The sequence below is a fragment of the Shewanella sp. GXUN23E genome (genome assembly GCF_050865035.1).
Taxonomy (GTDB): Bacteria; Pseudomonadota; Gammaproteobacteria; order Enterobacterales; family Shewanellaceae; genus Shewanella.
In genome coordinates this window covers 96,329-117,620 of sequence record NZ_JBOZWP010000004.1, presented here as the reverse complement: position 1 = coordinate 117,620, position 21,292 = coordinate 96,329, and the positions used below count along the sequence as shown (strand labels likewise).

Annotated in this window: 13 protein-coding genes; 9 read left to right on the top strand and 4 right to left on the bottom strand. The window is 55.3% G+C overall.

Annotation, left to right across the window (positions count from 1 at the left end; translation table 11 throughout):
- The first annotated feature begins 16 nt into the window (after positions 1-16).
- Together hrpB and mrcB are read left to right on the top strand one after the other, a co-directional pair.
- On the top strand, positions 17-2,530 hold the full coding sequence (gene hrpB, locus ACRRUX_RS05605; protein ID WP_432528049.1) for an ATP-dependent helicase HrpB: 2,514 nt from the start codon (positions 17-19) through the stop codon (positions 2,528-2,530).
- A gap of 12 nt (positions 2,531-2,542) precedes the next feature.
- The gene (gene mrcB / locus ACRRUX_RS05600) at positions 2,543-4,876 is read left to right on the top strand and encodes a penicillin-binding protein 1B (RefSeq protein ID WP_432528047.1); all 2,334 of its coding nucleotides are present in this window, start codon (positions 2,543-2,545) and stop codon (positions 4,874-4,876) included.
- A gap of 154 nt (positions 4,877-5,030) precedes the next feature.
- Here the strand turns inward: mrcB and ACRRUX_RS05595 are convergent, their stop codons facing one another.
- Both ACRRUX_RS05595 and ACRRUX_RS05590 read right to left on the bottom strand, forming a co-directional pair.
- Positions 5,031-5,573 (bottom strand): DUF6942 family protein, encoded by a 543-nt coding sequence (locus ACRRUX_RS05595; RefSeq protein ID WP_432528045.1) that lies wholly within the window; start codon positions 5,571-5,573, stop codon positions 5,031-5,033.
- Positions 5,570-7,078 carry an EAL domain-containing protein gene (locus ACRRUX_RS05590; protein WP_432528043.1) on the bottom strand — a complete coding sequence of 503 codons (1,509 nt, stop codon included), beginning with the start codon at positions 7,076-7,078 and terminating at the stop codon, positions 5,570-5,572. Before ACRRUX_RS05590 ends, ACRRUX_RS05595 begins: the two co-directional genes overlap by 4 nt.
- Positions 7,079-7,377: 299 nt before the next feature.
- Here ACRRUX_RS05590 and ACRRUX_RS05585 point away from each other — a divergent pair, with 299 nt between their 5' ends.
- From ACRRUX_RS05585 to ACRRUX_RS05560, 6 genes are all read left to right on the top strand, one after another.
- Positions 7,378-8,082, top strand: coding sequence for a DUF3581 domain-containing protein (locus tag ACRRUX_RS05585; RefSeq protein WP_432528041.1), 705 nt, complete (start codon positions 7,378-7,380; stop codon positions 8,080-8,082).
- Between the two features lie 291 nt (positions 8,083-8,373).
- Positions 8,374-12,045, top strand: a complete 3,672-nt coding sequence (locus tag ACRRUX_RS05580; protein WP_432528039.1) for an ATP-binding protein — start codon at positions 8,374-8,376, stop codon at positions 12,043-12,045.
- Entirely contained in the window at positions 12,045-12,701 is a 657-nt protein-coding gene (locus ACRRUX_RS05575; RefSeq protein ID WP_432528037.1) for a condensin complex protein MksE, read from the top strand. The genes ACRRUX_RS05580 and ACRRUX_RS05575 overlap by 1 nt, the downstream gene beginning before the upstream one ends.
- On the top strand, positions 12,698-13,918 hold the full coding sequence (locus ACRRUX_RS05570) for a phosphoenolpyruvate carboxylase (protein WP_432528035.1): 1,221 nt from the start codon (positions 12,698-12,700) through the stop codon (positions 13,916-13,918). Before ACRRUX_RS05575 ends, ACRRUX_RS05570 begins: the two co-directional genes overlap by 4 nt.
- A 117-nt stretch (positions 13,919-14,035) precedes the next feature.
- The gene (locus ACRRUX_RS05565; protein ID WP_432528033.1) at positions 14,036-14,941 is read left to right on the top strand and encodes a DUF7281 domain-containing protein; all 906 of its coding nucleotides are present in this window, start codon (positions 14,036-14,038) and stop codon (positions 14,939-14,941) included.
- 351 nt (positions 14,942-15,292) lie between these two features.
- Positions 15,293-16,549, top strand: coding sequence for a dicarboxylate/amino acid:cation symporter (locus ACRRUX_RS05560; RefSeq protein WP_432528031.1), 1,257 nt, complete (start codon positions 15,293-15,295; stop codon positions 16,547-16,549).
- Positions 16,550-16,691: 142 nt separating this feature from the next.
- Here the strand turns inward: ACRRUX_RS05560 and ACRRUX_RS05555 are convergent, their stop codons facing one another.
- Positions 16,692-17,684: a class 1 fructose-bisphosphatase gene (locus ACRRUX_RS05555; protein WP_432528030.1), complete on the bottom strand. Its 993-nt coding sequence runs from the start codon at positions 17,682-17,684 to the stop codon at positions 16,692-16,694.
- A gap of 172 nt (positions 17,685-17,856) precedes the next feature.
- On the opposite strand from ACRRUX_RS05555, the gene ACRRUX_RS05550 reads away from it, so the two are divergent.
- Entirely contained in the window at positions 17,857-20,127 is a 2,271-nt protein-coding gene (locus ACRRUX_RS05550; RefSeq protein WP_432528028.1) for a DPP IV N-terminal domain-containing protein, read from the top strand.
- A gap of 86 nt (positions 20,128-20,213) precedes the next feature.
- On the opposite strand, the gene arcA is transcribed toward ACRRUX_RS05550, so the two are convergent.
- Entirely contained in the window at positions 20,214-20,930 is a 717-nt protein-coding gene (gene arcA, locus ACRRUX_RS05545; protein WP_115138103.1) for a two-component system response regulator ArcA, read from the bottom strand.
- Between the last annotated feature and the right edge of the window lie 362 nt (positions 20,931-21,292).

The window sequence follows — 21,292 nt, the reverse complement described above, 5'->3', positions numbered from 1 at the left end:
TAGACGATGTTCCCCTTTGAATTCTCTGCCTGTTCATCAACTGCTTGGGCCTGTTCGTGAGGCGCTGGGCAACTTTTCTCAGGTCATTCTGCAGGCGCCGACCGGTGCCGGTAAATCCACGGCGCTGCCGCTGGCGATGCTCGATTGGAGTGAAATCGACGGCCGCATCATTATGCTTGAGCCGCGTCGGGTCGCTGCCCGCAGCGTAGCCCAGTTTATTGCCGCCAAACGTGGTCAGCCGGTGGGCGGCGAAGTGGGGTTCAGGGTGCGCGGCGAAAGCCGGGTCAGTAAAGACACCCGGCTGGAGGTGGTGACGGAAGGGGTATTGACCCGGATGATCCAGCAGGACCCGGAATTAACCGGGGTGGCGCTGATCATTTTCGATGAAATCCATGAACGCCATCTGACCACTGACTTATCCCTGGCACTGGCGCTGGAAGTGCAGGCCAGCCTGCGGGATGACCTGAAGATCCTCGCCATGTCGGCCACGTTGCAGGGTTTACCGCTGGAGCAGTTAATGCCGGACGCGCCTTTGCTGGTCAGTGAAGGTCGCAGTTTCCCGGTGGAGGTGGAGTACCGGGGCGTCAAAAGCCAGCAGGACTGGCTGGCGCACATGGGGCAGGAGATCGTCTCTTTGCTGCAAAATCTGCCGGCAACCATTGCAGCCACTGAACATCAGGGGCTGCTGGCCTTCCTGCCGGGCAAAGCAGAAATTCTCAGGTTGCAGGAGTATCTGGCCGAGCGCCTCAGCCCTGAGCGTTATGGCATCTTTCCCCTGTATGGCGAGCTCGGTGCCCGCGAGCAGGATGCCGCCGTGGCACCGCTGACCGATGGCCGGATCAAGCTGGTGCTGGCGACCAATGTGGCCGAGTCGAGTCTGACCATAGATGGCATTTCCATGGTGGTGGACAGCGGCTTTAAGCGCCATGCCGGATTTAACCCCAAAACCGGCGTGACCCGACTGGCGCTCAAGCGTATCAGTCAGGCATCGGCCATTCAGCGCAGCGGCCGCGCCGGTCGTCTGGCGCCCGGTTACAGCCTGCGGCTGTGGAGTCAGGAGGAGTTTGAGCGTCAGCCCAGGGCGGAAGATGCTGAAATTCTGCATGCCGATCTGCTGGCCGTGACTCTGGAGTGTGCCAACTGGGGCGGCCGGGCGCTGGCGGATTTGCCTTTAATGACCCCGCCACCACCGGCCCATGAGGCGCAGGCCTGGGCATTGCTTGAGTCGCTGCAACTGGCGGATGGTCAGCACAAACTCACCTCACAGGGACGGCAAGCTTATCAGCTGGGGTGTCATCCGCGACTGGCACATATGCTGCTGCAGGCAAACGTACTGGCATCATCGCTGAATGACACTGATCTATTGCCACTGGCCTGTATGCTGGCGGCGATACTGGAAGCCCGCGGTCTGCCGCGCCGGGGAGAAGACATCAGTCACTATTTGCCGCTGGCGACCAAAGGTCAGCTGGCGACTCAGGCCAGTCGCTGGCTTAAGCATTTTGCGCGGCGCGATGATCTGTCTGCCATTGCCAGTCGGGCACATCCCAAAGACATTGGGCTGCTGCTGGCACTGGCGTTTCCCGATCGCATCGCCAAACGCCGGGGCGTGGAAGGTTTTCAGCTGGCCAATGGCACAGGTGTGACGTTGGCGCCAGAATCCGGCTTGAGCCACCAGGAGTTTCTGGTGGTGGCCGACTTTCAGCAATCCCAGGGGCGCAGCGCCGGGCGGATTTATCTGGCGTCTGCCTTCGATATTGAATGGCTGAATGGGCCTTTGGCGTATTTGCTGCAGGAGACAAATGACTGCAGCTTTGATGAGCAAACCGGCCGGGTCAGTGCCATGCGCTGCACCATGCTGGGCGGCATCACCCTCAAATCCAGCCGGATCCAGAATATCGATCCTGACATGATCAAATCCGCCATGCTGGCGCTGGTGCGTAAAAAGGGCTTGCAACTGCTTGATTTCGATGAGACGGCTGAGCAATTGTGTATTCGGGTTTTGCTTGCACGCCAGTATGATAGCGGCTACAACTGGCCGGATTTCAGCACCGAAGCATTGCTCGATTCACTGGAGCAGTGGCTGGCGCCCTATCTGGATAAGGTTTCGTCACTGGCGCAGCTGGCCCGCCTCAGTGTCTGTGAGCTGCTCGAGCATGCGCTGCCCTGGGAGCTGAAGCAGCGTCTGGGGCAATTGCTGCCCAGTCGCTTGCCCATGACCACTGGCACCCACGCGCCGGTGCGTTATGAGCCGGATGGTCGCGCCTTGCTGAGCGTGCGCCTGCAGGAAGTGTTTGGCATGGAAGACAGTCCCAGGCTGCTCAATGGCAACATCAAGGTGACCATGGAGCTTTTGTCGCCGGCTCGCCGGCCGCTGGCGCTGACTTCGGATCTGGCCAGTTTCTGGGCCGGTCCCTATGTCGAGGTGAAAAAAGAGATGCGTGGCCGATATCCCAAGCATGTGTGGCCGGACGATCCGGTTAATACCGCGGCGACCAAACACACTAAAAAATATACCCAGAATAAGGCTTAAATTGTCAGCGTTATGAGTAAAACCACAGACAGCCCAAGCAAGAAATCATCGGCCAGAACGCGCAAACCGGCAGCCAGGGCCAAGGCGCCTGCTGCGCCCTCAATCTGGCAGCGTATCTGGTCGGTCGGCTGGAAACTGGCACTGGCGCTGGCCGTGCTGGTGGCTTCCTACTGTATCTATCTGGATCAGATTATTGCCCGCAAGTTTGAAGGGCAGAAGTGGTATCTGCCAGCGCAGGTATTCAGTCGCTCTATGGCGCTGTATCCGGGCGCAGCCGTCAGTCACCATCAATTGATCGCCGAGCTTAAACTGCTGGGCTATCGCAAGGTTGCCAATCCCAGACAGGTGGGGGAGTTTTCCGCTTCCAGCACCAAGGTGGATATCTGGCGCCGCCCATTTCTGCACCCGGATGGCAAGCAGCCCGAGCAGCGGGTGATGGTGGAGTTTGATCATCAGGGCGTCAGCCGGGTGTGGCGGGTCAGCGACGAGCGTGAACTGGCAGTGGTGCACCTTGAGCCCATGCTGCTGGATCGGATGATCACCCAGGATGGTGAAGATCGTTTGTTCGTGCCCACCGATGAGATGCCGCCAACCCTGGTGGAGGGCTTGCTGCTGACCGAAGACAGACAGTTTTTCGAACACCACGGGGTTAACCCGCTGGCGATCGCCCGGGCGCTGCTGGTGAATATCAGCGCCGGTCGTACCGTGCAGGGCGGCTCGACCCTGACCCAGCAGCTGGCCAAGAACTTCTTCCTGTCCAGTGAGCGCTCACTGGAGCGAAAAATCCGTGAAGCGCTCATGGCCATCATCATCGATGCCAGATACAGCAAGCAGGAGATCCTCGAAGCCTATCTGAATGAAGTCTATATGGGGCAGGATGGCTCGCGGGCGGTGCACGGCATGGGGCTGGCTTCCCAGTTCTATTTCGGTCGTCCCATCGGTGAGCTGACGCTGGCACAGCAGGCGTTTCTGGTGGCCGCCATTAAAGGCCCGTCCTATTACAACCCCTGGCGTTATGCCGAGCGTGCACAGGACAGACGGGATCTGGTGCTCAAGTTGCTGATGGAATCCGGTAAAATTTCCGGCGCCCAGTATGCTGCCGCGGTGGACTCGCCACTGGGACTGAGAAATAAAGACAGGGCCGTGCACCAGAAGATGCCCGCCTTTTTTGCCGAAGTCAGAAAAGAACTGGCCAATCGCTGGGGCGACAAGGTGCTGAAGCAATCCGGTATCCGCATCTTTACGACGCTCGACCCAATCGCTCAGGAGGCGGCGGAAAAAGCGGTGCGCGAAACGCTCAAGCAACTGGAGAAGAACAACCAGGATCTGCAGGTGGGCATGGTGGTGACAGACCGCTATGGCGCCGGTATTGCCGCCATGGTGGGCGACCGGGATCCGGCCTTTGAAGGGTACAACCGGGCGGCGGAGATCCGCCGGCCAATCGGCTCACTGATCAAGCCCTTTGTGTATGTCACGGCGCTGGCGCAGGACAAGTACAATCTGGCGACGCCGCTTTTGGATAAGCCTATCACTCTGACCAACAGCAACGGTCAGACCTGGTCGCCGCAGAATGTGGACAAGAAATTCAGTGGTGAAGTATCTATGCTCACCGCCTTTACTCGCTCGATGAACGTGCCGACTGTGAATCTGGGGATGCAACTGGGACTGGATAACATCGCTCATACCTTGAATCGTGCCGGCTGGCCGGATCGGGTTCCTGAATATCCTTCCATGCTGCTTGGCGCGGTCAACGGTTCGCCGCTGATGGTGGCGCAGTCTTACCAGACTCTGGCCGATGGTGGACGCTACCGGCCGTTGACGGCGGTGACCACAGTGCTGGATGAGCATAATCAGCCCATAGCCGTCACTGAGCTCAGCGGCCATCGCGCCTGGGGCCCGGCGCCTGATTATCTGATTGAATATGCCATGACCCAGGTGGTGGAAAACGGCACGGCAAAACGTCTGGGGCAGGCATTCCCCGGGGTGACGCTGGCGGGTAAGACTGGCACCAGTAACGACAGTCGCGACTCCTGGTTTGCCGGGTTTGATGAGCGTAATGTCGCCGCTATCTGGGTCGGCCGTGATGATAATGGCAAGACCAGTCTGTATGGCTCCAGCGGCGCCATGGCGGTGTACCGTAACTTCCTGCAGGCCCGCCCACCGGTAGCGCTGCGTATGACTCCCGCCGATGATGTGGTGCGTGGCTGGTTTGATAAAACCACCGGGCAGGCGATGGCGTCAGACTGTCCCAATGTCGAGCCTTTGCCCGCCCTGCGTGGCAGCTATCAACCAGTGAAGAACTGCGGCAAGCCGCTGGAGTGGTGGCAGAAGCTGCTGGGTGGCTGATGTCAGGTTAAAGACGGCAAGCCAAAGCTCTGTAAACCAAAGTTCTGCAAGCCAAAGCACAGCCTCCTTATCTTAGAGGTTAAAAAACAAAGCCAATCTCCTGGGATTGGCTTTGTTGTTGCGTTGGGATATGCACGGCGGCGATATTCTGGTGTCAGTCAGTGATGCCGGATACTGATATCATCAGCTTGGCCAATCGCTCAATTTTGATATTCGACAGCTGTCGATAATCAAAATAGGGGCAAACCAGGAGTTTGTATTCCTGATTGATGGCAAACTCCTTATCCAGCCAGGTGAGTGGTATGTTCAATTGCTTGAGTGAGACAAGACGTTTGGCATAGGTGCGGCCCATGATGATATGCCAGCGGCGCTCATCAGCGTATAGTTGCGGAGGGGTAAACAGCAGTGCGGTGTCGCTGCCGGCATGCAGTAAACAGTGGTCGCGATACTCCTGCCAGGTCGACGCCTGTTGCCGGAAGCGAAAGCTGTCAGTGGGCAGGGCAAACAGCAGCTTGGCATACACATTAAAGACTTTGCGCCAGCCATTGCCGCACGCCTGACCTATGGCGTGGATTTCACCTTCCAGCACAGGCTGACAATGATCAAGCCCGCTCAGATTCATAAACGCCGGGCGGTTTTCGATATACACACTTATCCGGGCTGTTTCATCTCCCAGACCGATACAGGGTGTTGTCATGCCGGTATTTCTGTTTCCGAAGGGATAAGCTGCGATGCACCGGAGTTTGCCGGGAGTGGCCCCGGCTGACCATAAAGGTAACCCTGCTGCAAATAAACGCCCTGAGACAAGAGATGCTGTGCCTGTGTCTGGGTTTCCACACCTTCGGCGATCATCTCCAGTTGATAGTCATGGCCAAATTTAATCAACGAGCCGAGGATCCCGGCCTTAACGTCGTCTGTGCCTATGGTATCGACAAACATTTTATCGATTTTGATGGCGTTGATGTTCAGTTGCTGCAGGCTGGCCATGCCGCCAAAGCCCGTGCCGAAGTCATCAATTTTGATGCTGTAGCCCTTCGCCATCAACAGATCTATGTTTTGTTTGGCTGCCGGAATATTGCGGATTTGCTGTCGCTCAGTCAGTTCGAATTTTAGCTGGTTTGATTTGGGCCAGCCCAGTCGCGCCAGTTGTCGGGTCAGGTGATTGGACTCAAGATGGGCTGCCACAATATTGATGGTAACCCATTGATTAATTGGTAAAGCCTCCAAATCTTTCAATACCCGGCCGATCAACTGTTCGGTAATCGGCATAATTAATTTGCTGCTTTCGGCGATATCAATAAATACCGCTGGTGATATGCATTTGCCTTTGTGATACCAGCGCAGCAAGGCTTCATAACCGACCGTACTGCCGTCTCTGGCATCGACAATTTTTTGATAATCAGGTCTCAGTTCATTGAGCGAGATGGCCTGCTTTAACAGGATTTCCAGCGAACTGTGAGAGTGCTGCCACAACAGCATTCCGGTAAAACAAAGGAAACTGAGGATAATTCCACTGCTCAGGGTAATGCTGTAGGCCCAGTCGCTGGCATAGGCGTGCAGTTTGTTACCGGCCCAGACGTGGGCATGAGAGCCGTTGGCATCTATCTTGGCGCGGATCTGTTTGGCCAGTAAATCCTGTTTGATGCTTTCTTTGCCGACAGCCGACAAGTTACCGTATCCGTTGATGTCCATCTCCATATAGAAACATTCATCACAGGGACGATTGGCAAAGAATGGACTGCCTTTGGAACCGATTAAGAAAAACAGATTGCCTTTGTCGGTGGGGAAGTTGATCAGGGTATCTGTCTTGAATTTACCGACTTTGAAGTGCTCTCCGGTCGACGAAGTCAGCGTCGTCAGATGAGCCAGGGAGGGCGTGAAGCTGTCTCCCAGTGTCGAGCAATGTTCGCCGGATGCGGTAAACAGCCCAATGACCCGGATCAACTGGCTTTCATTGAAGGCATGAGTCAGCAGCATCTGATCCCGGGCATCACAGGTGTAGCTCAGGTTGAACATCAGACTGTCGATGGCATTGTCCAGTACCAGCGCATTCTTGGTCATGCGCTCGACGGTTTCCTCGGTTTTTTCCTGCAGCAGACTGTCAAATTTATAGTCAATCAAAGAGGGGGCGCTCAGCTGCAGCAGGATGAAGGGGACCAGGGCAACCAGCAGATAACGGAAGATTAGAGGGATTGAGGACACAAGACTCCCGTTATTCAAGAGATTAGAGTTGCACTAATATAACAGTGTTGGGCAATATTTTAGGTGATTAATATTGTCTCAGGTATCCATATTTTGACTTACATATCACTCTGTTGGCTAGGGCTTTAGTGTGTAGATCACATTTTTGCAGAGATCATCAGCGCCGTCGGCATGATGAGGTCGGCCGCACAGTGCAACTGCTCCGTCCAGTGCTCCATAACCAAGTCATCGGGTGAGTTAATGGCCGGTTTATGAGTAGACTGTGCGCCGTTTTGCTTTAAATCTGATGGAAGTCATCTATGTTTTTACAGCCGTTTTTCAATGAAACGACACTAGGGGTAGAAATAAGCCCAGCTCAGGCCAGTGCCTTTGCCAAACAAGTCGCCGGCGACTTCAACCCTATCCACGACGAAGGGGCCAAGCGTTTTTGTGTGCCCGGGGATCTGCTGTTTGCGCTGGCGGTCAGCAAATATGGCCTGCATCAGAAGATGCATTTCAGTTTTGACGGCATGGTGGGCGCCGGTGTGTGTCTGCAGTTTCCTGACAGTGCAGAGTCTCTGGCCATTACCGACAGTCGTGATAAGCAATACCTGTCGGTTCAGCAAACCGGCAGCGCCAGTCATTGCGCCGCGCAGATTGAGTCTTTTGTGCGTGGTTATGTGGCTTTTTCCGGGCTGAACTTTACCCATGTGGTGGTGCCTTTGATGCAGGCGCATCAGGTGATGATCAATCCTGACCGACCTCTGGTGATCTACGACAGCATGAGTGTTGAGCTGACGGATCTGGCCTTTGTCGATGTTGAGCTGGAGCTGGTGTCCAAGACCCTCAGGATCGACGGCAAACGCGGTGATGTGACCCTGGAGTTCGCGCTGAACAGCGACGGCAAGCAGGTGGGCACAGGCCGCAAGACCCTGGTGCTCAGCGGTTTGCGGCCGCTGGAGGAAGACAAAGTAGCGCAGATGTGTCAGGCCTATGATGCGCGCCGCACCCAACTGAGTGCCTGAGCGCCATTGAGCTTGTCATCTCAGACCGGCGCAATGCCGGTCTGCTGGTTTCATTGACTGTGCTGCCAGGTCTGCACTTGTCCGGCAACATTGATGGTACAGTTTGCTTGCGATCTGTCGCCTTTGTTTTTACCGCATCACTCACCTTTGCTTATCTAGTAAGCGCCTGCTTTTGCGTTGATTGCGCCATACAGCCCTTTCCATTACCTTAGTGGGTTTGATATTGCTGAGCCATTTGCTGGCTGCTTGCCGCTAAGGCAACTTGTGCCAACCATTCATGTAAGGAACGCCATGTCCAGTTTGATTCGCATTGTGCTTATCGACACACATTTGCCCGGAGTTGTAGAGCTGGCCCTCGACGGTCACACCAACATCTGTGGCACCAATGCCTCGGGTAAAACCACGCTGCAGCGTCTGGTGCCTGTGTTTTACGGCGAGTACCCAAGCCGGGTGGTGCCCTCAACCCGTGACAGTTTCGAGCGCTGGTACCTGCCCCGCGAATCAAGCTACATCATTTATGAATACCGCAAGGAAGATGGCCTGCTGTATCAAGCCGTGCTGTCCTCGGCCGGTGATGGCAAAGGCGTGAATTACCGCTTTATCGCCAAGGGCTTCGAGCTGGAAGACTATGTGAAGCAGCGCAATGGCGACAGCATTCTGTGCTTTACCATGGCTGAGCTGGGACGGGAGATGAAGCGCAAAGGGGTGAATGTCACCAACTTGCTCAATACCCGCGAATATCGCGCCATTATTCAGAACGACAGAGCCTTGCTGGGTACTGGCGGCAACCGCAGTGAACTGCGTGGCTATGCCCGTCAATTCGCCCTGTGTGCGCCGGAGCATTCACTGCGCCATATCGAAAAGCTGGCCAAAGCCGTGCACTCCAAAGAGGGCAAGATGGAGACGGTCAAGTCGATGATCGCCGCCATTCTGGAAGAGGATGGCGTGAACCCGCCCTCTTCGCGCATCAACCCCCAGCGGGTGGAAGCCTGGATTAAAGAAAGTCAGTTGATCCAGGGCTTTGAGCAAATCCGCCCGGAATTTGAAAAGCTCGAACAGGAGTTTGACCAGCTGCAGAGCAGTGAGCTGCGACTGGCAAGTCTGGCCAAGGGCTATCGCCACGACGAAACCACCGAAGTGGAGCGTCAGGAGCAGCAGCAACTGCTGTCCAAGGAGCTGAATCTGGCACTGCGGCAGCTGGACGAAGAGTGGAAAGAGCAGCGCGATGAACTCAACCTGGAGCTGTCCGCTGCCAAGGGCGACATGGCCAAGTTTGAGGATGAGCTGAACGTGATTGACGATCAGCACAGCGCCTTCCTCGATGCCGATATAGAGCAGGCCAAGCAGGATCTGGAATCCCTGCCCAACTGGCGCGCCGATCTGGAAAACTTAAGTGAACGTCATAAGCTGCTGACGGAAAAGCACCAGGATATCGAGGCGGCCTACAACGCCCGTCGCAGTAAAATCAGCGAGCAGCTCAACAGTGCGCTGGAGTCACTGCATCAGGAGCAGGAAACCGCCCGTGAACAGCGCGATGCCCAGAAAGAGCAGGCGCGCGCCGATCTTGAGGCGCTGGCTGAGTCTAATCGCGAAGCCATGCAGGCCGGTATTGCCCGCTTCCAGGAGCAGGAATATCAACTCAGGCTGCAGATGGCCGAGCTCAAGCTCAAGGTGGACAGCGTTACCTACACAGAAGATGAAAAGCTGGAGCTGGCAGTATTTGATGAGCGTATCTCCCAGGCCGATGAAGCCCAGGAAGCCGCCAATGCCAAGGTAGACCGAATTGCCGTGGACGAGCGCAAGCTGCGCTCCCGCCGGGATCAGGCCAACGAAGCCCTGCGTCAGGCCAGTCTGCGGGTCACCGAGCGTCAGAATGCGCTGGATGAGCTGCATGAGATGCTGTTCCCTCAGTCCCACACCCTGCTTGAATATCTACGCAAAGAGGCCCAGGGCTGGGAGCAGACTCTGGGTAAAGTGATTGCGCCAGAGCTGCTGCACCGCACCGATCTGAGGCCAGTGCAGGGCGGAGACAAAGATTCGCTGTTTGGGCTGCAGCTGGATTTGAAAGCCATTGAAGTGCCTGAGTACGCGGCTTCCGAGCAGGAACTGCGCGCCCGTTATGCTCAGGCTGAAGAGGCGCTCAAGAGTGCCAAAGAGCTGCAGGAGCAGGCGGAAGAGAATCTGGTGGCGGTGAATGGCGAGCTGGATAAGTTGGCCCGCGAACTGACCTTTGCCCGCACCAGCTATCAGAACAGCCGTGATGATCTGCGCCGTCTGCTGGATGAAAAGCGCTCATTGCAGGCCAAAATCAATGAGCTGCTGGCCGGACGCAAAGCGCTGGCGGCCAAACAGTTGACTGTCATTGATGGCGAGCAGAAGCAGCTCAAACAGCGCCATGAAGACTGGCTGGAAGAGCAAAAAGCCAATGCCTTTGACGCCCGCATGGAGAAACAGGCCTTCTGGCAGGAGGTGGTGGGTGCACTGGAAGCTCAGCTGGCGCAGGTTAAGGCCAGTATCGACAGCCGCCGCGAAAATACCCGCAATGAACTGAAAGCCTGTGAGTCCTGGTACAAGAATGAGCTGAAATCCCGCGGTGTGGATGAAGACAAGATTGTTGCCCTGAAAAAGTCGATCCGTGAGCTGGAAGCGCGCATTGCCAAAGCCGAACAGCGCCGCAGTGAAGTGCTGCGCTATGACGACTGGTATCAGCATACCTGGCGCATGCGTAAGCCCAAGCTCACCGAGCAGCTGGTGGAGATTAAACGCATTGCTGCCGAGCTGGATGCCCAGCTGAAATCCAAGGCCGCCGAGGTGAAAGCCAGACGCAGCGAGCTGGAAATGCAGCGCCGCGACAGCGATGCCGCCCAGGTGGAAGCGTCCGAGAATCTCACCAAACTGCGCAGTCTGATGCGCAAACTGGCCGAACTCAAACTGCCACCCACCAACGAAGAAGCGGTGGGCAGTCTGGGTGAGCGCTTGCGTCAGGGTGAAGAGTTGCTGATGAAGCGCGATTACCTGATGGGCTCGGTGAAACAATATGTTGAGCACTTCGATACTGTGATCGCCGCCAAGTCCGGCTCCAGTCTGGCGGAAACCTGGGAACGTGCCCGGGAGGAGTCCAGCTTCGTCAACGACAAGGGCATCCGCCTGCTGGATTACCGCAAGCTGGTGCCGGCGCTGGAGCAGCTGCTCAATGTGATGGTGCCTCAGTCTATGATGGCGCTGCGCGAGCAGGGGCGTATCTTCGGTGTCGATCTGACCGCTTTCTACGAAGTGCTGGCGGATATCGACCGCCGCATTGCCAGCCAGAGCGCCCGCATTACCCGCGAAGTGGGCGAGGAGCTGTTCCTCGATGGCGTATCCGAATCTGCGGTGCGTATTCGCTCGCGCATCAGTGAGCTGGAGTTCTGGCCTGAACTGGAAGCCTTTGTGAAGGCGTTCAAGCGCTGGAAGAGTGATGGCTTTAATGGTCTGCCGGATGAGGATTACATTAACTCCATGCGCCGGGCGCTGGATATTATCGGTCGCAGCGCCCTGACCGGTGGTATCGCCAAGCTGCTGGAAATCGAGCTGCGCCTGAAAGAAGGCAACTCAGATCTGATTATCCGCACCGACCGTCAGCTCAATGAGTCCTCCAGTCACGGTATGGCGTATCTGATTTTGTGTAAGTTCCTGCTGGCCTTTACCCGCCTGCTGCGTGGCCGCGCCGATGTGACCATTCACTGGCCGATTGATGAGCTGGGCACGCTGCACCACGGCAACGTGAAGAAGATTTTCGATGCCTGTGAAAACAACAATATCTCAGTGCTGGGCGCTTTCCCCAACCCTGAGTCTGAGGTGCTGACCCTGTTTGCCAACAGGTACATCATCAACAAACAAACCCGTAAGTTGCAGGTGGTGAAACCCAAGGTCAACCCACTGGCTGAGAAACTGAAACAGCGTATGGCAGGGGAGGCAGTCTGATGAGCCAGAGCGAGAATATGGTACTGGTGGGCACAGGCGCCCTGATTGAAAGCCTGCTCAAGGGCGAGTTTATCTGCAAAACCACCAATGAAGATGGCTGGCGCGCACTGCAGACACCGGCGACCCGCGAGCGGGTGGAAACCTACCTCAATCAGCTCAACCGCACCCTGGCTTCGGCCGCCGACGGTGAGGTGTTTTTCTGCGGATATCTGCAGCTGGGTGAGGCCGAGCGCAAGGTGATCTCCAGTCAGTTTCGTGAGATCTGCTCGGCCCTTATTCCGCTGGTAGAGTGGCTGGTGCTGGTGCAGGAAGCCTCCGGGCAGGATGCGCCGCTCACCGAAGGCGCGGCCATTCGTCTGACCGAGCTGCAAAGCCGCATTGAAGATACCCCTGCGTTTCGTGAGCAGCTGGCCAAACTGAGTCAGTATCGCCTGTTCGGTTCGACCAGTACTCAGGCTGATGCACAGATTAAGCTGGTGTTCCGCCGCTTGGTGGAGCTGGGCTATCTGGTACGTCCCAACAGTGAAAAGCAGATCTATCTGGCCACCGGCAAGCTGGATTACCTGTACGAAGTGATCCGCTTTATCGATGAAACTGAAGGCCTGCAACTGGAGGCTCAGGCGGAGACTGCCAGCAGTCAACGGGAGCTGATATGAGTAGCAATTTGCACCAGGCCGGGGTCAAGCTGCTCAAACAGCTGGCCCGCCACGCCGATGTGGTGATGGATGTCTACCAGACCGGTGAGCTGAGCGAAGCCGATCAGGACCCGGCGGTTATCGACAAGCTGCAGAAGGCCGGCATTTTATGGCGCCCTGAGCCGGAGCAGCCGCTGCGCCTCAAGCGTACCATACGCGCCTTTCTGGAAGAGGCGCTCAGTGATGAGCGTAACCGCCAAATCGACGCCAATGTGGGCTCGGCCATGGCCACCATCAAGACTCTGGCTGAGCACTATAAGGAAGCCCGTCATCGGGTGGACTTCAGCGCTGCCGAAGCCTATCTTGCGGATCTGAGCGAGCATGTATACGCCTTCACTGAAAGCCTGAGATATGCCATCCGGGTGCTGTGGGGGCGGATCAACAATGAGTTTGGCTATGTTGGCACCCTGAATGCCAAAATCCGGGAAAACGAGCTGGCCCAGAGTCAGGTGACCGAATTGCTCAACGGGCTGGAGATGTTCCAGTTCAATGAGCTGACCGAGCTGGCCGGTGATACCCGTGAGCTGCGCAAACTGCTGGTGACCACCTTGCAGGATACCCTGAGTAACTGTGCCCAGGAATTGTCTGTGGTACAGGCGCGTTTGCTGGAGCTGCTGGGGCGTTTCCGGCAAATTCGCGGCCGTACCCGTTTGCTTAAGGGCTGGCTGCTGCACACCGACCTGCATCCGGACTACCGGCCACAGGACCATGTGGCGCATAAACAGGTGCCTGTGCTGTTTAACCGCGCTGAAGGTATTTTGCAGCCAGCGTCGGTAGATGTGCACAACAGCGTGCATGAGCTGGAGCTGCTTGAGCTGGTGGCGCGTATCAAGTCCATCACTCGCCTGCCGGACGCACCCAAAGTGGCCGAAGGCGAGGTGGCAGTGGCGCTGGCCGATGCCGGTGAATTTGATGTGCCGGATAATCCGCTCAAGCAGGCGGTGGACGACTATTTCTGCGCCGTGATTGATTCAGGCGTGCGCCAGTCGGCACTGGAGTACCTGGAATCTCAGTCGCTGCCCTGGGACAGTGAAAGCTGGTTGTATCAGGTGATCTGTGGCTATGACGGCCTGACTGAGGAGTATCGCAGCTTCTTCGAGCTGGAGCCCATAGGCGAGCCACACCCTGTCTATACAGGTAACTTCATCATCCGCGACGTTGAGCTGTGGATGGCCTGATGCCGGGCTGTTTGGCAAATCAGGCAGGGTAGCAAGGATAGCCAGCTTGGTAAGGCTAGTCTGCATGGTAAGGATAGCCAGCATGGTAAGGATGACCGGCAAACCAAGGAGAGCCCAATGAGCCTGACCCGGCGCCAGTATCAGTTGGTGTGCAGTGCGGCGCGCAAACGCGCTTCGCAGGTCAGTTACTCGGCCGCCTGGCAAGCGCTGGGGCGGCAACTGGATCTGCCCTTTGAGCAGTGGCTGGGGGCGGGTAATAAGCTGGAACTGGACAGGGAACGTTTGTCTTTGCTGTGCAGCAGTGTCAAAGCCCTGTATGGACTTGATCCGCTGTTTGATGAGCTTGAAGGCGATAGGCTGACACTGGCGGCAAAAACCGCCAACGAAAAGCTGGCGCCTGTGGCACCCGAGCAGGAGTGGGTGCTGGTGCGCCCCTGTGGGGTGACGCTGGGCTTGCCGGTGACGGAATACAGCTTGCGGCTGCCGATCAGTCAGGCGCTGACACTGATCACGGCACTCAAGCTTGGCTGGGTGACAGTGGTGGAAAACCTGGATGTATTTGATGCCTGGCAACCTGAGCTGGCTGCCTTGAATGATGTCCCAGGTTTACTGCTGTTTAATGGCAGTCAGCAGCAATATTCTGCCAAAGGGGTAAAAGCGCTGCTGCAGGCCTGCCCTATACCGGTATACGCCTTTGGCGATCTGGACCCTGCCGGACTGGCCATCGCCTGGCAGCTTCCCAAAATTCGTGGATTTATTACCGCCCACGATCTGGCCTCCCTGGCCCATATCCCTCATATCAACCACAGTGCTGACTATGACGCTCAGCACAATCAGGCGCAGTTTCTGCAAGCTCAGGATTTAGGCGGCTGGCAGGCGCTGACCCAGCTGGTACTGAGCCAAAGACTCAGCATCAAGCAGCAACATCTGCTGGCACATCAGCTGCCGTTGGCGCTTTATTCGCTGTGTTCCAGCGCAGCGTATGACACCCTGAGGTGCAGTGTTGGTAGTGATAAAGTCTGATTGGTGATCATTGTTCAGAATAACGCGCCTTCCAGTCTGGATTTCATGGGTTTATTGACTGCTTGATTTTAATTTATTGTTTTTCCAATGTTTAAATATTGTGTATTGAGTAAAAGTTTTGATTTCTGCGGATTTTGCATTGATTATATAACTATCTGAATTTTATGGATTTGGTTGTTTTCGTGGCGATGGGTTATCAGGCTGTTTCACGGTAAATCTTGACCTGAGCCATTGAAAACCCTGCCAGCATGATTCACTATCCCTGCCGAAATAATAAAAAATCAGGGGGTTATCCCCCCGAAGTTGAAGAGCCCATCAGGGCCAGCAAACATAATCAGGGAAAATCTCATCATGTTTAAATCACTGTCCGCACGGATCTTCACCGGTTTGTTTGCCGGTTTAATGCTGGGTACTCTGGTGCAATATCTGTTATCCGATATCAGTTTGTTTTCCGGCACACTGGTCGATATTGCGGCCGGTGTCGGTACCATGTTCGTCAATATGATCATGATGCTGGTGGTCCCGCTGGTTTTTGTCAGCATTGTCTGTGGCGTGTGTGAGCTGCAGGATCTGCGCAGTTTCGGGCGCCTGGGCGGCAAGACCTTCGGTTTCTATATCATCAATACCCTGGTGGGCATTTCTGCCGCGCTGGCGGTATGTTTGTTGCTGCGTCCAGGAGAGGGCGTGGACATGAGCGGCGCCACTGGCGTGACCATCAATGCCACTGAACTGCCCAATCTGATGGCACTGATCGTCGATATTGTGCCGCGCAATCCCATTGCCGCCTTTACCTCGGCCAATATGTTGCAAATCATCTTTATGGCGCTGTTGCTGGGTGGCGTGCTCAAATCCATGGGCAACACTGTGATTGGTGCCGTGCAGGGTTTTCAGACCGCCAATAAAATCATGATGAAGCTGATTTCTGTGGTGATGCAGCTGGCCCCTATAGGCGTGTTTGCGCTGATGTTTAAGCTGGGGGCGACGCTGGAATCACAGGTGCTGTTCAGTGTGCTGGAATATCTGGGACTGATTATTGGCTTGCTGGTACTCTGGGTGTTTGTGGTTTATCCCGCTGCTGTGGGTCTGTTCACCCCGATTTCTGCCAAAACCTTTCGGGAGAAAACCCAGGAGCAGATCCTGTTTTCCTTCTCCACCGCCAGCTCCAATGCCACCATTCCGGTGACTATGCGTACCCTGACCGAAAAGCTGGGCGTGAATCAGGCGGTGGCCGGCTTTGGTGTGCCGCTGGGCGCGACCATGAACATGGGGGGCGTGGCGATTTACATCACTGTGGCCATTTTCTTTATCGCCAACGCCTTTGGTACGCCTATCACTCTGGAGCAGTTGCCAACCGTATTGTTCTCCATCTTCCTGCTGGCCGTTGGCGCTGGTGGTGTCCCGGGAGGCGGCATGGTGATGATTGGCGTGATGATCCATCAGATGGGTCTGCCGGTTGAAGCTTTTGCACTGGTTGCGGCGCTGGATCGCCTGATTGATATGATCCTCACCTCCTGTAACGTAGTGGGTGATACCGCAGTGCTGACTATTGTGGATCAAACTGAAAAGGCGCATCAGCAACAGCAGGATAAGGTTAGCGCTGCGGCCTGACTAATGTGAATTGAAATTGGTTGCAGGTGCAATAGCCTGCAAAAAACAGCCCCGCAAATGCGGGGCTGTGTGTTTTCAAGCGGGCGCTGCTGTGCGCCTGAAGTTATACCAATGCGCGCCTCATCATACTGCGCGCTTTACCTTACAGCGTAGGTTCATCCCCGCTGTAATCTTCTGCGTGGTATTCCAGACACATATCCACTTCGTTGGCACTGCCCAGGATCACTGCCACGCGCTGGTGAATTTCCTGTGGCTGAATATCCAGAATGGTTTCATAGCCAGTGGTAGCTTTACCACCCGCCTGTTCAACCAGCAGAGCCATCGGGTTGGCTTCATACATCAAACGCAGTTTGTAAGGCTTGGCCGGGTTCTTGTTGTCGGTTGGGTAGGTAAAAATACCGCCGCGGCACAGTACCCGGTGCACATCACCCACCATGGCGGCAATCCAGCGCATGTTGAAGGACTTTTCGCGTGGGCCGATTTTGCCCAGCAGCAGATCGGCAATATAGGTCTGCATCGGCGCTTCCCAGAAACGCTGGTTGGACATATTGATGGCAAATTCGGCGGTGTCTTTGCTGATTTGCACATTTTCCTGAGTCAGCAAAAACTCACCGCTTTCAGGATTCAGGGTAAAGAAGTTCACACCATTGCCCACGGTCAGCGCCAGAATGGTCGATGGGCCATAGAGCACATAACCGGCAGCGGCCTGGTTACGACCGGCTTGCAGGAAGCTTTGCTCGGTCAGCTCACCCGCGGGGGCGGGCAGCACAGAGAAAATAGTGCCTACCAGGGAGTTGATGTCGATGTTCGAGGAGCCATCCAGTGGATCGAAACACACCAGATATTCACCGTCAGCACTGACCGGCACCACATAATCTTCCTCTTCAGAGGCCAGACCGCGCACCTGACCGGATGCCTTGAGGGCTTCTTTGAGCATGTCATTGGTGATCACATCCAGCTTCTTCTGGGTTTCGCCCTGAACGTTTTCCTGTTCGGTGGCACCCAGCACGCCAGCCAGCGCACCGTGGCGTACTGCCTGGCTGATGGATTTGGAGGTGTCAGCCAACGTCAGCAACAGCTGGGTCAGTGACTCGGGAATGGCTTGTAGTTGAAGGTGTTGGGCCAGAGTCTGCATGATTAGTCCTTAAAGCTTTTGGCGGTATTTTTCTGGCGCCGATCATACCTCAGCAGCCTGAAAATAACAGTGCAGAGGGTGGAATTTGGCGCCTCACGCCAAACCTCTGGTGCTGGACGCTGAGGTAAATTTATGCAGAATGAGACGCTATTCTGTACAGGGAACAATAATAATGAAACAGAAATGGATAACTCCGGCGCTGCTGCTGACAGCACTGGCCGGTCAGATTAAGGCGGCCCCCTTGTTAACTGAAACCCTCACTCCACCGGCCGGAGGACTCTCTCCCCTGACCATAGAACGCATGCACGCCTCACCGGCACTGGCCGGCAGCAGCCCCAGAGGGCTGAAACTGTCGCCGGACGGCAAGCGGGTCACTTTTCTGGCGGCCCGTACAGACAATCAACATATGTATGATCTGTGGCAGATTGATGTCGCGACAGGGAAACGCAGCATTCTGCTCAATGCCGATAAGCTGGCATCCGGTGAATTGTCCGATGAAGAGAAGGCCAGGCGAGAGCGGCAGCGGATTTACGGTCAGGGCATTATGGAATATTTCTGGTCGGCAGATGGCAAGGCATTGCTGATCCCGGCATCCGGCAAGCTGTATCACCATGACATGATCACGGGCAACACCCGCCTGCTCGATACAGGTGATGCCTTTGCCACCGATGCGCGCTTATCTCCCAAAGGGCATTTTGTTTCCTGGGTCGCGGAGCAAAATCTGTATGTGATGAACTTAGCCAGCGGTAAGGTGAGCCAGTTGACCCGGGATGGTGGCGGCGCAATTAAAAACGCCATGGCCGAGTTTGTCGCCCAGGAAGAGATGGACCGGATGACCGGCTACTGGTGGGCACCGGATGAATCTGCCATCGCCTTTACCCGTATTGATGAATCGCCGGTCGAGCTGGTGGTGCGCAATGAAATTTATGCTGATGGCATTAAGCTCACTGAGCAGCGTTATCCTTACGCAGGTAAACCCAATGTGCTGATTGAACTGGGCACGGTAAAACTTGCCGACGGTAGTATCGACTGGATTGATTTGGGGCCGGATAAAGACAGTTATCTGCCCAGGGTGAAGTGGCTCAATGACAGTCGCCACCTGAGTTTCCAGTGGCAAAGCCGTAATCAGCAGCAGCTGGATTTGCGCATTGCTGATACTCACAGTCAAAAGCCTGCCGTCAACGTGATTACCGAGCGCAGCCATGCCTGGCTGAATCTCAACAATGATCTGACCTTCCTGAAGCAGCAGGATGCCTTTATCTGGGCATCTGAGCGCAGCGGTTTCAAGCATCTGTATCTGTACGATCTTAACGGCAAACTTATCCGCCAGCTGACAGACGGTCAGTGGAGTGTCGATGCGCTGGAATATGTGGATGAAGCCCAGGGGCTGGTGTATTTCTCCGGGCGCAGGGATACGCCACTGGAGCAGCATATTTACCGGGTATCACTGACTGAACCTGGCCAGAAAGTTCATCGCCTCAGTCAGCGAGCGGGCATGCATAACCCTGAGTTCGCCAAGGACAGCCCGGTTTATCTGGATTATTTCAACTCGCTGGTGCAGCCGCCTCAGATAAGCTTGCACGATAAGCAGGGAGCGCTGACCCAGTGGATTGAGCAAAATGCGCCAATCAAAGGCCATCCGCTTGAGCCCTATTTCGGTCTGTGGCAGGTGCCTGAGTTTGGCACCCTCAAGGCTGAGGATGGGCAGACGCTTTACTATCGTCTGCATAAGCCGGCGGACTTTGATCCTGCCCGAAAATATCCAGTAGTGGTGCGGGTATACGGCGGTCCCCATGCCCAGTTGGTGACCAACAGCTGGAGTGAGCATGACTATTTTACCCAGCATTTGCTGCAGCGCGGTTACCTGGTATTCCAGCTGGATAACCGCGGCAGTGGTAATCGTGGCACCCGTTTCGAGCAGGCTATTTACCTCAACATGGGCGATGCCGAAGTGGCAGACCAAAAGGCTGGGGTGGACTATCTGCGCACTCTGCCTTTTGTCGCCGGTGATCGTATTGCCATTTATGGTCACAGCTATGGTGGTTATATGGCGCTGATGAGCCAGTTCAAGGCGCCGGATTATTTCCGCGCGGCCATTGCCGGTGCGCCGGTGACCGACTGGGCTTTATATGACACTCATTACACCGAGCGCTATATGGGACAGCCGCAAACCAATGCCCAGGGTTATCAGGCTGCCAGCGTGTTTCCCTATGTGGCGAATTACCAAAGGGGTTTGCTGATCTATCACGGCATGGCTGATGACAATGTGCTGTTTGAAAACTCTACCCGCCTCTATAAGGCGCTGCAGGATGAAGGCAAGCTGTTCGAGATGATTGATTATCCCGGCTCCAAGCACTCGATGCGCGGGGAAAAGGTGCGGGTGCATCTGTATCGCTCACTGGCCGACTTCCTCGACCGGCAGCTGAAGAGCAGTAGCCAGTAATCCGTCGTCAACCTATTTCAGGACGGGACAGAGCCAATAAAAAAGCCAGCATAGTGCTGGCTTTTTTGGATGACGGTCAAACTGGATTAGTCTTCCAGATTGCCGCAGAAACGGTAACCTTCGCCGTGAATAGTCGCGATGATTTCAGGCGTATCTGGCTGGCTTTCGAAGTGCTTACGGATACGACGGATAGTCACGTCTACAGTACGGTCGTGTGGCTTCAGCTCACGGCCGGTCATCTTCATCAGCAGATCGGCACGGCTGAGGATCTTGCCTGGGTTCTCAACAAAGTGCAGCATGGCACGGAACTCACTGCGAGGCAGTTTGAATGACTCACCCTGTGGGCTGATCAGTGAGCGGCTGTTGATCTCCAGAGTCCAACCGTTGAAACGGTAGAATTCTACAGAACTCTTTTCTTCTACCTCAGCGCTTGCGCTATTTACGCGAGTCAGAAGGTTACGGGCGCGAATAGTCAGTTCACGTGGGTTGAACGGCTTGGTAATGTAATCGTCCGCGCCAATTTCAAGACCCAGGATCTTATCAACTTCGTTGTCACGACCGGTCAGGAAGATCAGGCCAATGTTATTGATTTCACGCAATTCGCGCGCCAACAACAGACCGTTCTTACCTGGCAGATTGATATCCATAACAACCAGATTAACTTTGTTTTCCTGCAAAGCTTTATGCATTTCTGCGCCGTCATTGGCCTCAGTTACCACATATCCTTCTGCCTCAAAAATGCTTCTTAAGGTATTACGGGTTACGGCTTCATCTTCAACGATCAGAATGTGCGGGTTTTGCATGCTATTTACCTAATTGACAATGTGGTGCTGTGCTAACCATTAAACAGTCGTCCGGGAGAATAATCTCCTTAACAAGCGCGTACCAAACGTAAATATCGCGAGTGTTCTTCTAAAACAGAAGGGATTAGGACGGCGACTCACTCCATGATTAGCCCATTTGCAATCGACCAGGGTGAGTACTGGTCATTGCGAAGTTGTACAATATTCGATGCACTTGAATGCGAATAGTTCCGCAGTCGTTGTGTCTTTGTGATGGCCGAAAATTTATTTGCCGACCGATGACAATTTGTACAACTCTCAATTTGCTGATTAACCACTCAGGTTAGATGTAACGAAAGCGATTTGTACTTGCGTTCAGAAGG

What these genes read in the sequence shown, in the direction of transcription:
- ACRRUX_RS05580 (WP_432528039.1), top strand. Translation starts at nt 8,374, where the DNA reads ATGTCCAGTTTGATTCGCATTGTGCTTATCGACACACATTTGCCCGGA.
- ACRRUX_RS05560 (WP_432528031.1), top strand. Translation starts at nt 15,293, where the DNA reads ATGTTTAAATCACTGTCCGCACGGATCTTCACCGGTTTGTTTGCCGGT.
- ACRRUX_RS05570 (WP_432528035.1), top strand. Translation starts at nt 12,698, where the DNA reads ATGAGTAGCAATTTGCACCAGGCCGGGGTCAAGCTGCTCAAACAGCTG.
- arcA (WP_115138103.1), bottom strand. Translation starts at nt 20,930, where the DNA reads ATGCAAAACCCGCACATTCTGATCGTTGAAGATGAAGCCGTAACCCGT.
- ACRRUX_RS05550 (WP_432528028.1), top strand. Translation starts at nt 17,857, where the DNA reads ATGAAACAGAAATGGATAACTCCGGCGCTGCTGCTGACAGCACTGGCC.
- ACRRUX_RS05555 (WP_432528030.1), bottom strand. Translation starts at nt 17,684, where the DNA reads ATGCAGACTCTGGCCCAACACCTTCAACTACAAGCCATTCCCGAGTCA.
- mrcB (WP_432528047.1), top strand. Translation starts at nt 2,543, where the DNA reads ATGAGTAAAACCACAGACAGCCCAAGCAAGAAATCATCGGCCAGAACG.
- ACRRUX_RS05575 (WP_432528037.1), top strand. Translation starts at nt 12,045, where the DNA reads ATGAGCCAGAGCGAGAATATGGTACTGGTGGGCACAGGCGCCCTGATT.
- ACRRUX_RS05595 (WP_432528045.1), bottom strand. Translation starts at nt 5,573, where the DNA reads ATGACAACACCCTGTATCGGTCTGGGAGATGAAACAGCCCGGATAAGT.
- ACRRUX_RS05565 (WP_432528033.1), top strand. Translation starts at nt 14,036, where the DNA reads ATGAGCCTGACCCGGCGCCAGTATCAGTTGGTGTGCAGTGCGGCGCGC.
- ACRRUX_RS05585 (WP_432528041.1), top strand. Translation starts at nt 7,378, where the DNA reads ATGTTTTTACAGCCGTTTTTCAATGAAACGACACTAGGGGTAGAAATA.